This window comes from Paenibacillus cineris (assembly GCF_018333335.1).
In the GTDB taxonomy this organism is placed as follows: Bacteria; Bacillota; Bacilli; order Paenibacillales; family Paenibacillaceae; genus Paenibacillus_AQ; species Paenibacillus_AQ favisporus.
Map to the genome: position 1 here is coordinate 457,097 of NZ_BORU01000002.1, position 14,944 is coordinate 472,040.

Here is a 14,944-nt window from a genome sequence, read left to right on the forward strand (position 1 = left end):
CGCTATGCATTGGCGGGTTTATTTTTTGAGGAAATCTTCTGATATCAAAAAAGCCAATCTCCTTATCTTAAGGAAATTGGCTTATCGTTTGCCCCGGGCAGGAAACCCTGCGTGGAAGACGTTATTTGGCTTAGTATCGATCATGGGATCATTCCGCCGGATTTAAGGGATCGGATACCGAATCTACGGCAGCGGGCGCAAACTTCCGGTACTGTCTCAGCATGAAAATCCGCCAGCGGAGGATCATGCCAAAGGCCAGAATGAAGAACAGGGCGCCGGTCTGCGGAATCGATACATATTCCTCAATCACCTGGTGCAGCAGCATGCGGACGGCCAGCAGGGCGAAGAGGATAATGATAAAGCTCTTGGAGCGCTGTGCAAAGACCTGTCCTCCGCTTACTTCAAATTTGGTGCTGCGTATCAGCGGATAGGAGAACAGGAACCAGCCGACTAAAAAGGCGATGAGCGCCCACCACAGCGGGATTCTCACAGCCGGGGCGACGAACATCAGGAAACCGGTCGCCATGCCCATCGGCGGAATTAGTATTTTCTTTATCGTAACGGGTCTGTGGCTCGCCTTGAGACGGATGAATATGGTCATCAGGGCCAAAACCAACGTCCCCACGGTCGTTCCAATTTGCAAATACAAGGGACTGATATGAGGCACGTCAAGGACTCCCCTCTTGTCAATATAATTTATCACATCTAATAGTATATCACACAAATAGAGAAGTAAACTTGAACGTCATATGACATCTTTAACGGGCCTAGAGGGCAAGCCTGCCGGGCGGTTATGCGCCGGATTCCAGCCCTTTCAGAAAGGCTCTCATAACAAAATGCAGGCTCTCGTCAAAATCCAGCTTCATCTGGAAGCCGTTATTCTGTTCCAGGGAGGCAAAGCCGTGCAGGAGGCTCCGCAGACCGCGGATCGTATGCAATGTGTTCTCCTCCCCGAGACCGTAGGGTTCAAGAACCCGGATAAAGAGGCTCAACAGCTGCTCACCCAGCTTTGCGGTTTCCGGGGAATCCGACGCTTCGATTTTGTAAAAGGCCTCATAGAGGCCGGGGCGCTGGCGGGCAAATGTCAAATAGCTTGTGCTCAAGCTCAGAATCGCTTCCTCGCCCGATTTGCCGATGACCGCATCGCGCATCAAATCGACGAGACGCTGCATGCAGTAGGCGGCAAGCGCGCTGCGCAGGTCCGGCAGTCCGTTCACGTGGTTATACAGGGAAGGGGAGCGGACCCCAAGCTTCTGGGCCAGTGCAGACAGCGTCAGGTTATCCAATCCGGCCTCATCGGCTAGCTCTGCCGCGGCAATCAGCAGGGTTTCGCGGTCAAGCCCCATGCGGCGCACCATTAGACCGCCCCCTTCTTCAGGGCCTCCTCGGCCCGGGAAATGGCGACAGCCATCTTATCGGTCGGCTGCGGAATCATTTTGCCGTGGCCGACCGCCAGCCAGGTCGGATTCAGACCGGCGAGTCGTTTGGCGCTGGCGATGGAGGTCGCCTTGCTCCAGGTGGCCATTGCCGGGAAAGGGAACAGCGGCTGCATATGGCCCGATACGGCCAGGGCCGCGCGGGTCTGGAAGGCGTCGCCCGCGATGAGGACGCCGCTGCGCGTGTCGTAGAACGCCATATGTCCCGGCGTGTGCCCGGGGGAGGCGACGGCCAGCAGCGACCCGATGCGGTCTCCGTCTTCCAGCAGCACGTCTGGCTTCGTGGTGACCTTGCCCGGGGCAGGGATGTCTCCGCGGACCTGCTCCTGCGGCTCGCCGGGCTCGAGTTCCTTGCTGCCTGCAAGGAGGCGGCTGTCGCGGCGGGAAATATAAGTCGTCACTTGAGGAAGAGCCGCCTTCAGCAGGTCGAATGCCCCGATATGATCACCATGTGCATGAGTAAGAACGATTCTTACGATCGGTTTGCCTAGGCGGGCGGCGGCTTGCTGGATGCCTTTTATGCTAAAAGGCATGCCGGCATCGATTAGGGTCAACCCGTCTTCTTCTTCAATCAAATACACATTAACGGGGAACAAGCGGGGCATAAAAGTAACCTGGGTTACTTGCTGAACGGTCGTCATTTTCATGGATAACTCCTCCTCGAGACTAATAATATTAGTATAATAACTAATGCCATTAGTTTTGGCAATACCCAATTTAAAAATAATTGGCGGACATGTGAAAAAACTTGGTAAATGTGTGGCGAAAAACATGTACTGAGAAACATGTACTGAGAAACATGTGAAATCTAGGACATGAGGATACGAGGACATGAAGGTAAGACGAGACATGAGGTATAGTGATATATGATACACAGTACGCATGAGATAAAATGAAATTAAAGGATAAAAAAGCGTTTTCAATCAGGGAGATTTATACTATAATACCTATTGTAAACCCTTTCATATGTCTAATCTGATTTGGAGCTCCTTCGCTGAAGGGCTCATTTTTTTGTGTTTTTGGGGATTTTGACTCCGAAAATCCCTCTCGAGTCCGCCGCTGTGATGTTCAGTGTGGCGGACTTTTTTGCGCCTGATCGGGTAGTCGGGGAGAGTTGGGACAATCCGCTTTGGCATCTGTTCGACCGATTAACAGATGTTTTTTCCAGAAAGTGAGAGACTTTGTCCTCATATGCCGTTTATAGATTCAGATGGCTATTAAAGCAGGGAGGATCGTCATGATAGACCCGAAACGGGAAAGCATGCTGATCGAGCAGGTGTTGGCGGGGCGTAAGGAGGTCTTTGCCGAGCTGGTCGATGCGCATAAAAACAAAATATACGGTCTGCTCCGCAGTATGGGGGCGGGTCATCAGGATGCCCAGGATTATACGCAGGAGGCTTTTGTCAAAGCGTACCGCAAGCTGGCCAGTTACCGCCTGGAATCGAGCTTTGCGTCCTGGCTGTATACGATCGCGGTGAATGTGCTGCGGGATGCGGGACGGCGGAAGTCGTTTCCGCAGGCCCCGGAGGAAGAAGCGTACCAGGCGGTACGGGATGAGAACACGCCCGAGAGGGCCCTCCTTCGCAAGGAAACTCGGCAGGAGGCTTTGCAGTTAGTTCGGGAGCTGCCTGAACAATACCGTCTGGTGTTTTTGCTGCGGTACACAAACGAGCTGAGCTACGACGAAATCGGCAGCGTCACGGGCATGACGGTGGATCAGGTTCGCAACCGGCTGCACCGGGCCAGAAAGCAGCTGCAAAAAAAGCTGAAGGGAAAGGAGGGGATCAGCCGTGAAATGCTTGAATCGTGCTCAGATGGAAGAATTCATTCTTGAAGAAGCGTATGCTGGGGCTGGCTTAAATATCCATGTGCAGAACTGCTCTCGCTGTCAGGCATTGATGGCAGAAGTCCGACAGGAGCAGGAAGCCTGGAGCCAAGCGCTGTACCCTGAGCGGTTGACGGATGATTTCACCCGGCAGGTGATGGCTTCCCTGGCTGATGTCCCAATTGAGCCTGCAGCTGAGGAGAACGAGCCGGACACGATTTTGTTGAGAGAAAAGAGACGTTCTCCGTTCATTCGCCGGGCCGCTCTGGCCGCAGTCTGCATACTGATCGTCGCTGCCGCACTCACGGTTTACGCTCAGCCTTCGATAGCGGATTGGGTGAGGTCGATTTTTGCGAGGGATAATGCTGCCTCCGACACTGGATTGTTGGATGCCAGGCAGCTTGGGCTTGTCCAGAATCCGCATATCAAAGTAAAGGATAAAGGATATACATTAGAAATTAATGAAGTTGTTGTGGATGCGGCCCGGATTATGATGGGAGTTAAAATTACCGACCCGAATGGGAAGCCGGTGGTAAACAAGGTGGATTGGAGCCAAGTTACAGTTAAGGATACCGAAGGCAAGGTATTGACTGAACTTCTATCTTTAGGAGGATCCGACGCGGTTGAGAATGTTACGTCGCTTCTTCCAAGTGGAGTTAAATCGGATAAACTCATCGTGGAGGGAAATGTTAACCAGATTGGTCAGGAAATATTTTCACACAAGATCGTTAAGGGGAATTGGAGCTTCAAATTTTCCCTGGATATGAAAAAAGCAAATGAACTGACCAAAGTAACGCAATTAGATCAGCAGTATACTACACCAGATGGATTACACGTTAAGATGGAACGGCTGGTACGAACGCCAAGTGCTGTACGGCTGGAGCTATCTACTTCATTAGATGGGAAGTTGGCTAAGCAGGTCCCGGAGTCAGGTTTGGAGAATATGCTTCTCATGTACCATTTTGAGGACGAGGATGGAACTGACTTTTCAAGCGTCAATAACATTAGGAGACCTCAAATAGAAACGTTGATTGCCCAACAACATAATCTGGTTGGAGATGAGCATCACTGGTTCTACACATTTAAGTACCTTCCCTATGACCGCGAGAAGGTAAGGTTTGTTTTGGACGGGTATTCCATTCCAGTGATGAGCGACGATTCCGTGCAATTTCATCCTCTTGAATTGTCTTCGAAGCCAGCCGAATTTAAAGGCCAAGGGGATTCATTAATCATCAGCAGCATGAAAATTGGCCAGGATCCAAGCTCGCTACAGGAAGAAACTGCTGGTTTGCTACGGGTAAACGGGAAGTACAGAAACATGCTTTCCCATGACGAATGGGTGATGAGAGACGAAGAGTCAGGCAAAGAATTTCCCGCAACTTTTAGGGGCTCATATGGAGGATTTGCCGATATCCAGGATGTCAACGGCGACCTCACCGTCGAAGGCTTAACAACCCTTCCCGAAAAAGCGACCCTCATCCGCAAGGTCACCGACAAGTGGTACACCAACGTCAACTGGTCCTTCGACCTGCCGAAAGGCGAGCCCATCAAGGGGCTGGAAAACGTGAATCCGGAGGATTATTGGGAAGCTCCATGACGATCTCCCAGCCCTCCTCCATAACCGAAGCTTTGTATGAAAAAAGCCCCTACCGGCCGCTGATGGCCGATAGGGGCTTTGATGTCGATAAGACCGATCACTTATTCGTTCAAACGGCCACATAAAATTTCATAATCAAAGGTGACGCGCAGGGGGCCTTGCCCGGCAGCCTGCTGAATCGCTTCTTCCGGCACGCCCCAGGAGAGCGGGGTCATACGGAGAAGATGCTCCAAGGCTTCCCCGGCAACGAGCATGTTGTATTCCACATGCTGAACATCCACGCTGGCAAAATTCCTGCCGAACAACTCGGCGGTACGTCCAGTGGCAGGAACGGGCCGTGGGGTAGTGCTGTCGCCAGCAGGAGATGGGCGGTCGATAGTGCGTCCGTCGGCAAGTCCCTTGGCAGGAGATGGCTGGTTTGCAGCCTCACCTTGGAACAAGGCTCGGATTTCCTGCAGATATCGGCTCCCTGGGATGACTTTGATCACCAGGCCATCATGCCGGAGTAGGCGCTGGAACTCCTGGTAGTTTGCCGGAGACAAGATGTTCAGAATGACGTCGAACTGCCGGTCGGCAAACGGGCTGCCGGCCAGGTCGGCCGCACACCAGATCGCCGGTACGCCCGATTTGGCGGCCAGGCGAATCCCTTCTTTGGCGATATCCACACCCACGCCCAGGATATCTGGAGCATCCGGCTTCTGCAGGGCAGACAGAATCGCCGCCAAATGGGAGCCCTCGCCGCATCCCGCATCCAAAATGCGTAATTCCCTCGATCGAGAAGGCGCCGTATCCTCAATTTTGTTGCGAATCGCATCGATCAGCGGGTCAAACAAGCCGTGGCGGCTGGTTTCCCGCCGTGAAGTAAACAGGTCTTTGTTATATTTGGACCGCACGGCGTGCGGAATCAAGTTGATGTAACCGTCCTTGGACAAGTCAAAACAATGCCGACTGCCGCAAATCATGCTGCGAGATCCGTCCATTTTCAATGGGCGGGAGCAGATTGGGCAGCGAAACAGGTGCTCATGCCGGGATATCAGTCCGGCGAGCACGGTTAATTTAGCGTTGTGCACCAAAAACACCCCATTCATTCGTATTCCGTTTGAATGAAAAAGGCACAGACAAATAAACCCTCGTCAGTATTTTTTTAAAAAACGGGGCTTTTGTTATCTGTACCTTACATTAACGGTAACGAATAAACTGAATGATCATGGTTTACACAACCTCTTTCACGCAGGATTTAGGGAGCCTGGAGCCTTAGAGCTAAAGGACAGGATCCCGCTCTAGTATAACAAACTTTTCAGAGCCGGGAAAACGATCGCTGGATCTATCAGGAGAGGAGGTTTAATCCAAGGGGAATTAAGTCAAACTAAGCATACTGGTCCCGAGGAAAAGCAGCCCCGGGAGTCTCGTTAACGTCCTTTATTTATTTTTCAGCGGAAAACGTTCCAAACCCTGGCAATCCGGTTGACACAAGCAACTGTAAACTATATAATTACAGTAATAAGGGGGAGCGAAAATGAATAGTGAGTTCAACATTGCCGTCCATTGTTTAACCCTTCTTAGCTTGAAAGAAGAACGAATGGCTAACAGTGAAGAGATTGCCAAGAGTGTCTGCACGCATCCGGCACGGATTCGGAAAGTGCTTGGACTGCTGCGCAAACAGGGGTATGTAACGACCAAGGAAGGTGTCGGCGGGGGCTATTTGCTGAATCCGGGCACCGAGAAGGTCACATTGGGTGATTTGTACCGTCTGCTTGCAAGAGGATCCTTGAAGCCGAGCTGGTGTTCAGGCGGAGAGGAGCTGCCTTGCGAAGTGGCTTCCAATATCGAGGGAATTATGGATCAGATATACAGCGGCGGAGAAGCTGCGCTGGAGCGGTATCTGGATGGCATTACGCTGACGGATGTCATTAAGCAGATCGAGGAAGCGGGCAGCGCGGCAAACCCCACGTGATGAACAGAATGGAACGACATGAAGTCCGGCGTAAGCCGGGCTTTTTTGTGCTGTTACGGAGTACAGCACGAACCTTCGGGTTCGTATATCACTAAAAAGTGCCGTCTTCACGAAATGAAGGGAACGCTGCATAATGCTGTTAACCGATCTAGGAGGCGAATGATGATGAACGATTTTGTTAAGGTAGAGGTGCTGCATACAGGCCGATTGAAATATGACCGCTCGCTCGCATTTAAGGAATTGGACAGCATACCTCCGGTGAATCAGCGGGGCGAATCCTTCCAGTCCGAAGTTCCGCTGTCCAGCTATTTGATTGAGCATCCCAGTGGACGGCGCGTTGTCGTCGATGCCGGATGGCATGAGGATATACGAACCCGGCCGGAACAGCACCTGGGCAGCGATTTATGGCAGTTCATCGAATACGATTTGCCTGCCGGCAGCTCTGTCAGGGAACAGCTGCAGGCGCGCGGGCTTACCCCGAAAGATATTGACCTTGTTGTCATCAGCCATCTGGATGTTGATCATATCAGCGGCCTTGAGCTGCTGAAGGGGGCGGGTCGTTTTCTTGTCAGCCAGCCGGAGTGGGAGTTTGCGGCCGTGAGCCAGGAGGCATGGCACCGGGAAGTGTTTGTAACGCCGTTTGCTCTCGAGCCGATTCCCTACGGCCCGTATCAAGCGGGTCTGGATGTATTCGGCGACGGCTCGCTGTATCTGGTTCATACCCCGGGACATACGCCAGGACATTTGTCTATTTTGGCCAAAGTAGAGAAAGGATGGCTGCTCCTGGCTTCCGATGCCGGGTATGCGGAAAGATCCTGGCAGGAGATGATTCTGCCGGGGATTACGTCGGATCCGGATCAGGCGATGAAATCGCTTCAGTGGGTGCGGGAATTCGCCGGGAGAGAGGACTGCGTTGCGGCGCTGGCCCATCATGAGGCGAAGCCGATTCCTATGCGGTTTTAAATGTCCGGGAAACAGGCTTGATGCAGGAGAGCGTATCCCTTTTCTTGGAAAACGGCAGCGGGTGCGTTATATTGGACATAAAACGCATTCGAAAAACATTCCAAAGGAGAAGGGCTATGTGCAGAAATATCAAAACGCTGTTTAATTTTGATCCGCCGGCTACCGATGAAGAGATTCAGGCTGCATCCCTGCAGTATGTGCGCAAGCTGTCAGGCTTCCAGAGCCCGTCGAAGGCGAATGAGGAAGCTTTTAATCTGGCGATAGCGGAGGTCGCCGCGGCATCCAGGAAGCTGCTGGACTCCCTGGTTACAAACTCCAGTCCCCGTGACCGCGAGATCGAGGCTCAGAAGGCGAAAGAGCGGTCAGCCAAGCGGTTCGGAACGGCAGAGGCGTAAGCGGCGGGGTTCGGCAGTGCGAGTCTTAGGCGGCGGTAGTCAGCTAATGGGCGCGCATGCTTGGACCAGGCTGGATTGAAGAAGCCATAGGTTACGCCAAAGCTCATGGTCTGAGCAACCGGCCTTGGCTAAAGCAAAGTGAGCCCGCCATGTAGACCGACGCCGCACCGAAGACTAGACAAACCAAAGACAAACTGTAGACAAACCGAAGAACGCCCCGGAATTTTCCGGGACGTTCTTTGTTCTTCCTCTACCGACAGCAGGAAGACAGGGATTCAGACCGTTAACGGCTGGTTTTTGAGCACCGCCTGCCACTTTTCGTACAGCTCCCGCGGCTTGCCGGATTCCAGCAGCGCCTTGCCCGTATACAGGCCTTCCTCAACAGACTGCACCCGATCCGCCAGATGCAGGCGCACTGCCGCGTTCAGCAGCACCTGATACATAAAAGCCATATTGCCCTTGCCCTGCAGCACCTGGCCGGTGACCGCCGCCTGCTCGGCCGGCGTCCAGTCGACCTCCGGCAGCGGCGTATCCAGGCCAAAGCTCTCCGGATCGATGATCTGAAGCGAAGCCTCCCCGTGTTCGATCCGGTAGGTCCGGGTCGGGCGGTGGATATACAGCTCATCCGAGCCTTCGCTTCCCTGGATAATCATGGCCCGCTCATAGCCAAGGTTCATGATGAGCCGGCCGAGCCGGTCAAAGACCGTGTTATGGTACACCCCGAATGTTAAGAAAGGGGAGTGCCCGTAATCCGCAAACTTCTCGGCCGTGTTAAGCACGGTCCGCATGCCAAGCTCCTCGCGAATGGGGCGAAGCTTCGCCAGCGGCGGACACCAAGTCTCGGCATGGGCGTACAGTACGCCCGTCTGGCGCGCTGCTTCCAGGCACAGCTCCCTGGACAGCGACGGATCGGAAATACCCATTGCGGCAAAAACATCGGCCAGCGTCATCCCCCACTTCGGCGGAAGGGACGCCGACCCGTGCAGGGTGACAGGCAGCCCGGCGGCAGCCAGCACAAACGATGTGGCAATCGTGGACATAAAGGACGATTTTCGCCCATCATACGGGCCGGCGCAGTCGATGCCCTGCGGAAGGTCCGAACGGGCGGCGTGTTTGCGCAGGACCGACACGAAGGCTTCCAGCTCTTCTACGCTTTCCATTTTGATGCGTTCGGCGATAAAAAACGCCCCGATCTGGGCGGGCGAGGCCGTTAAACCGAGGATCGCTTCAGCCGCCTGGAGGGCTTCCTCATAGGTCAGGTCACGGGCGCCCCGCTTGCCCCGGCCGACTTCTTTTAATAAATGGATCATGATTTCTTGGCACCTCCCGTACCGGATTCCTGAAGCAGCTGATACAGCTTGACGATGGAGGTCGCGACGTCCACCATCCGTTTTCGTTCATTCATCGCCTGCTTGCGCAGGACGTCATAGGCTTCGGATTCCGATATATTTTTGAGTTCGCACAGAATCCCCTTGGCCATATCGATCCACTTTCGTTCCTCAATGCGGGCGAGAAGCTGCTTGCGCTCGTTCTTCCACTGCTGCCGCTCATAAAAGTGGGCGGAGCTGAAATGCAGCGACCAATGCAGCTCGTGCGCTTTCATGGTCGGAAATAAAAGCCCGTCAATAATAACATCATCCTCACATGCCTCGAGGGACATGGAAGCGGCCGTATCGCTGCACCACCAAAGAACTGGCGTTTGTTTGTGTTTCTCGAGCTTGCCGCACCAAGCCTTGATCTCGGAAACCGGAAGGTGAAGCACCGCACCGTCCGCATCTCCGATTCCGGCGATCGCCTGCTCCTCATTGCGCGCTAGATGGACTTGGTACCCGTAGGAACGAAGGATGTACTCCGGCAGAAGCGTCCTGCTATCTGAATCACTTCGCTCTGAAGGAGGGGTCTGGCGGTGGATAACCAGCAATGAACGCATGCATAGACGCTCCCTTCTTAATTCAGTCCAGTCAGAGTTTAAGATGAGTGCAACAGATTTGTATGTTAATTTATATAACATAAAACAAGGTGACATGTCGATAACCAAATCGAAATGGTTTTCTCATGTTAAATATGTTGACAAACATTCGCGAGGTAGTGTATATTTCCATCAAGAACTTGATAACAGCCGGATACAACGGTGTATCCTTTATAGCGGCAATGAAGCCTGCTTTCGACTCCTGAACCAGAGTGTGTCCACTCTGTCCGGGGCCTGAAGGCGGGCTTTTCTGGTTTTTGGTACAAGATTCAGAAGATTGGACTATTGAGGGGAGCGGAAGAGACATGGCGACGAAAAAGCTGGTCATGGTCGGTAACGGGATGGCGGGGGTAAGGGCGCTGGAGCATCTGCTGAAGCTGGCGCCGGATGCGTACGAAATCACGATTTTCGGGGCGGAGCCTTATCCCAACTACAATCGGATCATGCTGTCATCGGTCCTTGCGGGCGGTGCGGATATTCAGGAAATTGTGATCAACGACTGGGACTGGTACAAAGAGAACCGGATTCAACTATATGCCGGGCACATGGTGACCCGAATCGATACGAAAAACCGCGTCGTTTACTCCGATCAAGGTGCAGAGGCGAAATATGACGTGCTGATTATGGCGACGGGCTCCAATCCGTTCATGCTCCCGCTTCCGGGCGCAGATAAGGAAGGGGTCATCGCCTTCCGGGATATCAAGGACTGCGAAATGATGATGGAGACGTCCAAGAAGCACAAAAAAGCTGTGGTCATCGGCGGCGGACTGCTGGGACTCGAAGCGGCGAGAGGGCTGCTGCACCTCGGCATGGACGTCTCGGTCGTCCATATCCATCCTTATTTAATGGAGCGTCAGCTGGACGAAACCGCATCGCGGATGCTGCAGCGGGAGTTGGAAGCCCAAGGGATGACGTTTCTGCTGAGCAAACATTCCGAGTCCATTATGGGGCGCAAGCGGGTCAAGGAGCTTCGCTTCACCGACGGCACCCGGGTCGACGCCGATTTGATCGTCATGGCGGTCGGCATCCGGCCGAATGTGGCCTTGGCGAAGTCCGCCGGAATTGAGGTCAACCGGGGCATCGTCGTCAACGATTATATGGAAACGAACATTCCCGGCATCTATGCCGTCGGCGAGTGCGCGGAGCACCGGGGCATCGCCTACGGACTGGTCGCCCCCCTGTATGAACAAGGGGCGGTGCTCGCCAAACGGCTTGCGGGCGTCGATACCGCTGGTTATGCCGGCTCCGTGACTTCCACCAAATTGAAGGTGTCGGGCGTAGATGTATTCTCCGCGGGGCATTTTGCCGAGCCGGAGGGCACCAGGGCGTTGCGCTACCAAGATGAAGTGGAGGGTGTGTATAAAAAGATCGTCATCCACGACGACCGGCTCGTCGGCGCCGTTTTGTTCGGGGACACGGGCGACGGCTCCAAGCTGTTCTCGCTGATGAAGAGCCGGGAATCGGTCAAGGGCCGGGAAAAGGAGCTGCTGCTCGGCTTCGCTGTCGGCGCGGGAGCTTCCGTATCGCCGGAAGAACGGCTGGCCAGTCTGCCGGATGACGAGATCATCTGCGGCTGCAACGGCGTCACCAAAGAGACGATCAAGGACGCGATCCTGAACAAAAACTGCACGACCGTGTCGTCGGTCAAGGCTTGCACCAAAGCGTCCGGATCCTGCGGCGGCTGCAAGCCGCTCGTAGAGGGACTGGTTCAGCTCTATGCGGGTGATGTGGCAGGAGAGCCGGTCAAAGAAGGCATATGCGGCTGCACGACGCTGAACCGGGACGAAATCGTCGCGGAAATCTCCCGGATGGGACTGAAGTCCATCAAAGAAGTGATGAATGTGCTGGGCTGGAACAATCCCGAAGGCTGCTCCAAATGCCGTCCGTCGCTGAACTACTATTTGGGCATGTTGTTCCCCGAGTCTTATAAGGATGAAAAAGAATCCCGGTTCACCAACGAGAGATACCACGGGAACATTCAGAAGGACGGAACCTATTCCGTAGTGCCGCGGATTTACGGCGGCGTCACTTCTCCGTCCGAGCTGAAGAAAATCGCCGAGGTTGCCGAGAAATTCGACGTGCCGATGGTCAAGATCACCGGCGGGCAGCGGATCGATCTGCTTGGCGTTAAAAAGGAGGATCTCCCGAAAATGTGGGAGGAGCTCGACATGCCTTCCGGTTATGCGTACGGCAAAGCGCTCCGCACGGTCAAAACCTGCGTCGGTTCCACCTTTTGCCGGTTCGGTACCCAGGACTCCATCGGCATGGGCATCCGGCTTGAAAAAGAGCTGGAACGTCTGAGTACACCGGCCAAGGTGAAGCTGGCCGTATCGGGATGTCCGCGGAACTGCGCGGAAGCGACGATTAAGGATTTCGGCGTGGTCGCCATCGATGGCGGCTGGGAGCTTCATGTCGGCGGCAACGGCGGCGTGCATGTGCGGGCAACCGAACTGCTCTGCGTCGTGAAGACGGAGGATGAAGTGGTCGAATGGGCGAGTGCCTTTATTCAGTATTACCGCGAGCATGCGCAGTGGAATGAACGGACTTCGGTCTGGATTGAGCGGGTCGGGCTGGACAGCGTGAAGAAGGCGCTGGAGAAGAAGAAAGACCGCGAGGCTCTCCATGCGCGGCTGAAGCTGGCGCTCAGCACGCAGAAGGATCCGTGGAAGGAGATTTTGTCCGACAAGGAACTCCGCAAAAACTTTGAACCTCTGCCGAATGCAGAGCCTGTGAAGAACTAAGGGGGAAACGGGATGGTTAAACATCTGATCGGAAATATAGCGGAAATCGATCCGAAAGGATCGCGAACGGTAGTGCTGGAGGGAACGGAGATTGCCTTGTTCCGCTTAAGCGACGGGGATATTTTGGCGGTGGAGAACAAGTGCCCGCACAAAGGAGGAAAGCTCTCCGAGGGCATGGTGTGCGGCAAGGATGTGCATTGTCCGCTGCACGACTGGAAAATCGACCTGCGCAGCGGTTGCGTGCAGGAGCCGGATACCGGCAAGGTCAGCACCTATGAGGTTGAGGTGGATCCGGTAAGCGGGGCAATTTATTGCCTGACGGAATCTTAAGCGAGAGGGAGGAGGAGCAGCCGATGGATTACGTAAAACCAGGCGAGGTTCTAAATGACATGATTGAGGGAGGCGCGAACAAAGCAAAGCTGAGTCCGGGGCAAATGCTGGTGCGCAGCATGCTCGCGGGGGCGATTCTGGCCTGTGCCACGACGCTGGCCTTTACCGCTTCATCCCAAACGAATATTCCGATGGCCGGTGCGCTTATTTTTCCCGTAGGCTTTGTGATTATCGTGCTGCTCGGGCTGGAGCTGGTGACGGGGAGCTTTGCGCTCATTCCGCTGGCGGTGCTGCAGAAAAAGGCCTCGGTCCGCTCTATGCTCGGCAATTATGGCTGGGTCATCCTCGGCCATGTGATCGGCTGCCTGGTCTATGCGGTGCTGTACGGCCTGACCATTACCAAAATGGGGCACGACATGAGCAGCCCGCTTGTCCAGACGATCATCAAGACGAGCGAAGCAAAGACGCTGGCCTATAAGGAGCTCGGCGGCGAAGGCCTGCTGCTGGTCGTGATCAAGGCGATGCTGTGCAACTGGATGGTGACGCTGGGCGTGGTCATGGCGTTCACGTCCAAGTCCACCGCTGGCAAAATCGCTGCGATGTGGCTGCCGATCCTCATCTTCTTCGGCCAAGGATTCGAGCACGCCGTCGTCAATATGTTCGTCATTCCGGCCGGGATGATGCTGGGCGCCAACGTCAGCTTTGCCGATTGGTGGCTGTGGAACCAGATCCCTGTGCTGATCGGCAACTTCATTGGCGGCGCTTTGTTTACGGGCGTAGCGTATTACGTGTCCATCCGCGGGTTTGGCAGAAGTAAATCCGGAGCGATCGGATCGGCCGGAGCCCGCGGCTCCATGGAGGCGGCGGCTGTGTCTGCCGAACGCGGCCGATGAAGCCTGGCATGGTGTCTATCGTCGGCGCCGGTCCCGGTGATCCGGAGCTCATTACGGTAAAGGCGCTCCGGCGGATCCAGGAGGCGGATGTCATCTTGTATGACCGCCTGGTGAACAAGGAACTGCTTGGGTATGCGAAGAAAGGCGCGGCGCTCGTCTATGTCGGCAAGGCGCCGGGACAGCATGCGGTGCCGCAGGCGGAAATCCATGAGCAGCTCGCCGCGTTCGCCATGAAGGGCAAACAGGTCGTGCGGCTGAAAGGCGGCGATCCGCTGATCTTCGGCCGCGGCGGCGAAGAGGCGCAGGAGATGGCGCTGCGCGGCATCCCGTTCGAGTTCGTGCCGGGCGTGACCTCGGCGATCGGCGCCGCCTCGTCGGCGGGTATCCCGCTGACCCACCGCGGGCGGAGCGCCTCGGTCGCCTTCGTCAGCGGCTCGAGCAGTGCCGGCCGAGAGCAGGGTCCCCGCTGGGACCTGCTCGCCCAGGGCGTCGACACCCTGGTCGTGTACATGGGTGTCGCCGGCATGGCCGATATCTGCCGCGAGCTGATCGCTCACGGCCGGCCGCATTCGGCCCCGGCTGCGATCGTCGAGCAGGGGACGAGCGAGCAGGAGCGGGTCATTACCGGCACGGTGGGCAGCATCCACAAGCTGGCTTCCCTCATGCACGTCAAAAACCCGGCCTTGCTCATTTTCGGCGAGGTGGTGCATGTGCGGGAGCAGCTGCTCCGCCTGGCCGAGGAGGCAGAGGAGCGGATCGGGTAACTTTAGGAAAGCATTGAGAAGGGACAACCGAAAGGGGGCCGGTCTAAACCAGCGGCTGACTGATTATCCCGGCGAAT

General features: G+C 55.1%; 15 protein-coding genes. 9 read left to right on the forward strand and 6 right to left on the reverse strand.

The genetic code is table 11. The features are described 5' to 3' along the window. Positions 1 to 148 precede the first annotated feature (148 nt). The 3 genes from KI379_RS22880 to KI379_RS22890 form a co-directional block, all read right to left on the reverse strand. Positions 149 to 667 (reverse strand): CcdC family protein, encoded by a 519-nt coding sequence (locus tag KI379_RS22880; protein ID WP_089549154.1) that lies wholly within the window; start codon positions 665 to 667, stop codon positions 149 to 151. 124 nt (positions 668 to 791) lie between these two features. Continuing rightward, a complete protein-coding gene (locus KI379_RS22885; RefSeq protein ID WP_212984995.1) occupies positions 792 to 1,358 on the reverse strand; it encodes a TetR/AcrR family transcriptional regulator in 567 nt (188 codons plus the stop codon). Beyond that, positions 1,358 to 2,083 carry an MBL fold metallo-hydrolase gene (locus KI379_RS22890; RefSeq protein ID WP_212984996.1) on the reverse strand — a complete coding sequence of 242 codons (726 nt, stop codon included), beginning with the start codon at positions 2,081 to 2,083 and terminating at the stop codon, positions 1,358 to 1,360. The genes KI379_RS22885 and KI379_RS22890 overlap by 1 nt, the downstream gene beginning before the upstream one ends. 590 nt (positions 2,084 to 2,673) lie before the next feature. Here KI379_RS22890 and KI379_RS22895 point away from each other — a divergent pair. Both KI379_RS22895 and KI379_RS22900 read left to right on the forward strand, forming a co-directional pair. Beyond that, entirely contained in the window at positions 2,674 to 3,270 is a 597-nt protein-coding gene (locus KI379_RS22895; RefSeq protein WP_212984997.1) for an RNA polymerase sigma factor, read from the forward strand. Continuing rightward, on the forward strand, positions 3,227 to 4,858 hold the full coding sequence (locus tag KI379_RS22900; protein WP_212984998.1) for a DUF4179 domain-containing protein: 1,632 nt from the start codon (positions 3,227 to 3,229) through the stop codon (positions 4,856 to 4,858). The genes KI379_RS22895 and KI379_RS22900 overlap by 44 nt, the downstream gene beginning before the upstream one ends. Positions 4,859 to 4,959: 101 nt before the next feature. Here the strand turns inward: KI379_RS22900 and KI379_RS22905 are convergent, their stop codons facing one another. Continuing rightward, on the reverse strand, positions 4,960 to 5,928 hold the full coding sequence (locus tag KI379_RS22905; RefSeq protein ID WP_212984999.1) for a putative RNA methyltransferase: 969 nt from the start codon (positions 5,926 to 5,928) through the stop codon (positions 4,960 to 4,962). Between the two features lie 446 nt (positions 5,929 to 6,374). Between KI379_RS22905 and KI379_RS22910 the strand changes: the two genes are divergently transcribed. The 3 genes from KI379_RS22910 to KI379_RS22920 all read left to right on the forward strand — a co-directional run bounded on the left by KI379_RS22910 (position 6,375) and on the right by KI379_RS22920 (position 8,170). Then, positions 6,375 to 6,812: an RrF2 family transcriptional regulator gene (locus KI379_RS22910; RefSeq protein WP_076172795.1), complete on the forward strand. Its 438-nt coding sequence runs from the start codon at positions 6,375 to 6,377 to the stop codon at positions 6,810 to 6,812. A 165-nt stretch (positions 6,813 to 6,977) separates the two neighbouring features. Beyond that, positions 6,978 to 7,775 carry an N-acyl homoserine lactonase family protein gene (locus KI379_RS22915; protein WP_212985000.1) on the forward strand — a complete coding sequence of 266 codons (798 nt, stop codon included), beginning with the start codon at positions 6,978 to 6,980 and terminating at the stop codon, positions 7,773 to 7,775. 116 nt (positions 7,776 to 7,891) lie between these two features. Then, positions 7,892 to 8,170 carry a DUF2277 domain-containing protein gene (locus tag KI379_RS22920; RefSeq protein WP_076172796.1) on the forward strand — a complete coding sequence of 93 codons (279 nt, stop codon included), beginning with the start codon at positions 7,892 to 7,894 and terminating at the stop codon, positions 8,168 to 8,170. Between the two features lie 275 nt (positions 8,171 to 8,445). Here KI379_RS22920 and KI379_RS22925 read toward each other — a convergent pair whose 3' ends face one another. Next, complete coding sequence (locus KI379_RS22925) at positions 8,446 to 9,480, reverse strand: anthranilate phosphoribosyltransferase (RefSeq protein WP_076172797.1); 1,035 nt, start codon at positions 9,478 to 9,480, stop codon at positions 8,446 to 8,448. Beyond that, the gene (locus KI379_RS22930; protein ID WP_212985001.1) at positions 9,477 to 10,100 is read right to left on the reverse strand and encodes an ANTAR domain-containing response regulator; all 624 of its coding nucleotides are present in this window, start codon (positions 10,098 to 10,100) and stop codon (positions 9,477 to 9,479) included. The genes KI379_RS22925 and KI379_RS22930 overlap by 4 nt, the downstream gene beginning before the upstream one ends. A gap of 344 nt (positions 10,101 to 10,444) precedes the next feature. On the opposite strand from KI379_RS22930, the gene nirB reads away from it, so the two are divergent. From nirB to cobA, 4 genes are read left to right on the forward strand one after another with little or no spacing between them, the layout of a single operon-like run. Beyond that, positions 10,445 to 12,880: a nitrite reductase large subunit NirB gene (gene nirB / locus KI379_RS22935; RefSeq protein ID WP_212985002.1), complete on the forward strand. Its 2,436-nt coding sequence runs from the start codon at positions 10,445 to 10,447 to the stop codon at positions 12,878 to 12,880. Between the two features lie 12 nt (positions 12,881 to 12,892). After that, positions 12,893 to 13,210: a nitrite reductase small subunit NirD gene (gene nirD, locus KI379_RS22940; RefSeq protein WP_076172800.1), complete on the forward strand. Its 318-nt coding sequence runs from the start codon at positions 12,893 to 12,895 to the stop codon at positions 13,208 to 13,210. A 23-nt stretch (positions 13,211 to 13,233) separates the two neighbouring features. Continuing rightward, the gene (locus KI379_RS22945) at positions 13,234 to 14,103 is read left to right on the forward strand and encodes a formate/nitrite transporter family protein (protein WP_076172801.1); all 870 of its coding nucleotides are present in this window, start codon (positions 13,234 to 13,236) and stop codon (positions 14,101 to 14,103) included. Beyond that, a complete protein-coding gene (gene cobA, locus KI379_RS22950) occupies positions 14,100 to 14,867 on the forward strand; it encodes a uroporphyrinogen-III C-methyltransferase (protein WP_152399412.1) in 768 nt (255 codons plus the stop codon). Before KI379_RS22945 ends, cobA begins: the two co-directional genes overlap by 4 nt. The last annotated feature ends 77 nt before the right edge of the window (positions 14,868 to 14,944 follow it).

Coding starts and splice junctions, on each gene's coding strand:
- KI379_RS22915 (WP_212985000.1), top strand. CDS start 6,978: ATGAACGATTTTGTTAAGGTAGAGGTGCTGCATACAGGCCGATTGAAA.
- KI379_RS22910 (WP_076172795.1), top strand. CDS start 6,375: ATGAATAGTGAGTTCAACATTGCCGTCCATTGTTTAACCCTTCTTAGC.
- KI379_RS22920 (WP_076172796.1), top strand. CDS start 7,892: ATGTGCAGAAATATCAAAACGCTGTTTAATTTTGATCCGCCGGCTACC.
- KI379_RS22925 (WP_076172797.1), bottom strand. CDS start 9,480: ATGATCCATTTATTAAAAGAAGTCGGCCGGGGCAAGCGGGGCGCCCGT.
- nirD (WP_076172800.1), top strand. CDS start 12,893: ATGGTTAAACATCTGATCGGAAATATAGCGGAAATCGATCCGAAAGGA.
- KI379_RS22895 (WP_212984997.1), top strand. CDS start 2,674: ATGATAGACCCGAAACGGGAAAGCATGCTGATCGAGCAGGTGTTGGCG.
- nirB (WP_212985002.1), top strand. CDS start 10,445: ATGGCGACGAAAAAGCTGGTCATGGTCGGTAACGGGATGGCGGGGGTA.
- KI379_RS22885 (WP_212984995.1), bottom strand. CDS start 1,358: ATGGTGCGCCGCATGGGGCTTGACCGCGAAACCCTGCTGATTGCCGCG.
- KI379_RS22930 (WP_212985001.1), bottom strand. CDS start 10,100: ATGCGTTCATTGCTGGTTATCCACCGCCAGACCCCTCCTTCAGAGCGA.
- KI379_RS22890 (WP_212984996.1), bottom strand. CDS start 2,083: ATGAAAATGACGACCGTTCAGCAAGTAACCCAGGTTACTTTTATGCCC.
- cobA (WP_152399412.1), top strand. CDS start 14,100: ATGAAGCCTGGCATGGTGTCTATCGTCGGCGCCGGTCCCGGTGATCCG.
- KI379_RS22945 (WP_076172801.1), top strand. CDS start 13,234: ATGGATTACGTAAAACCAGGCGAGGTTCTAAATGACATGATTGAGGGA.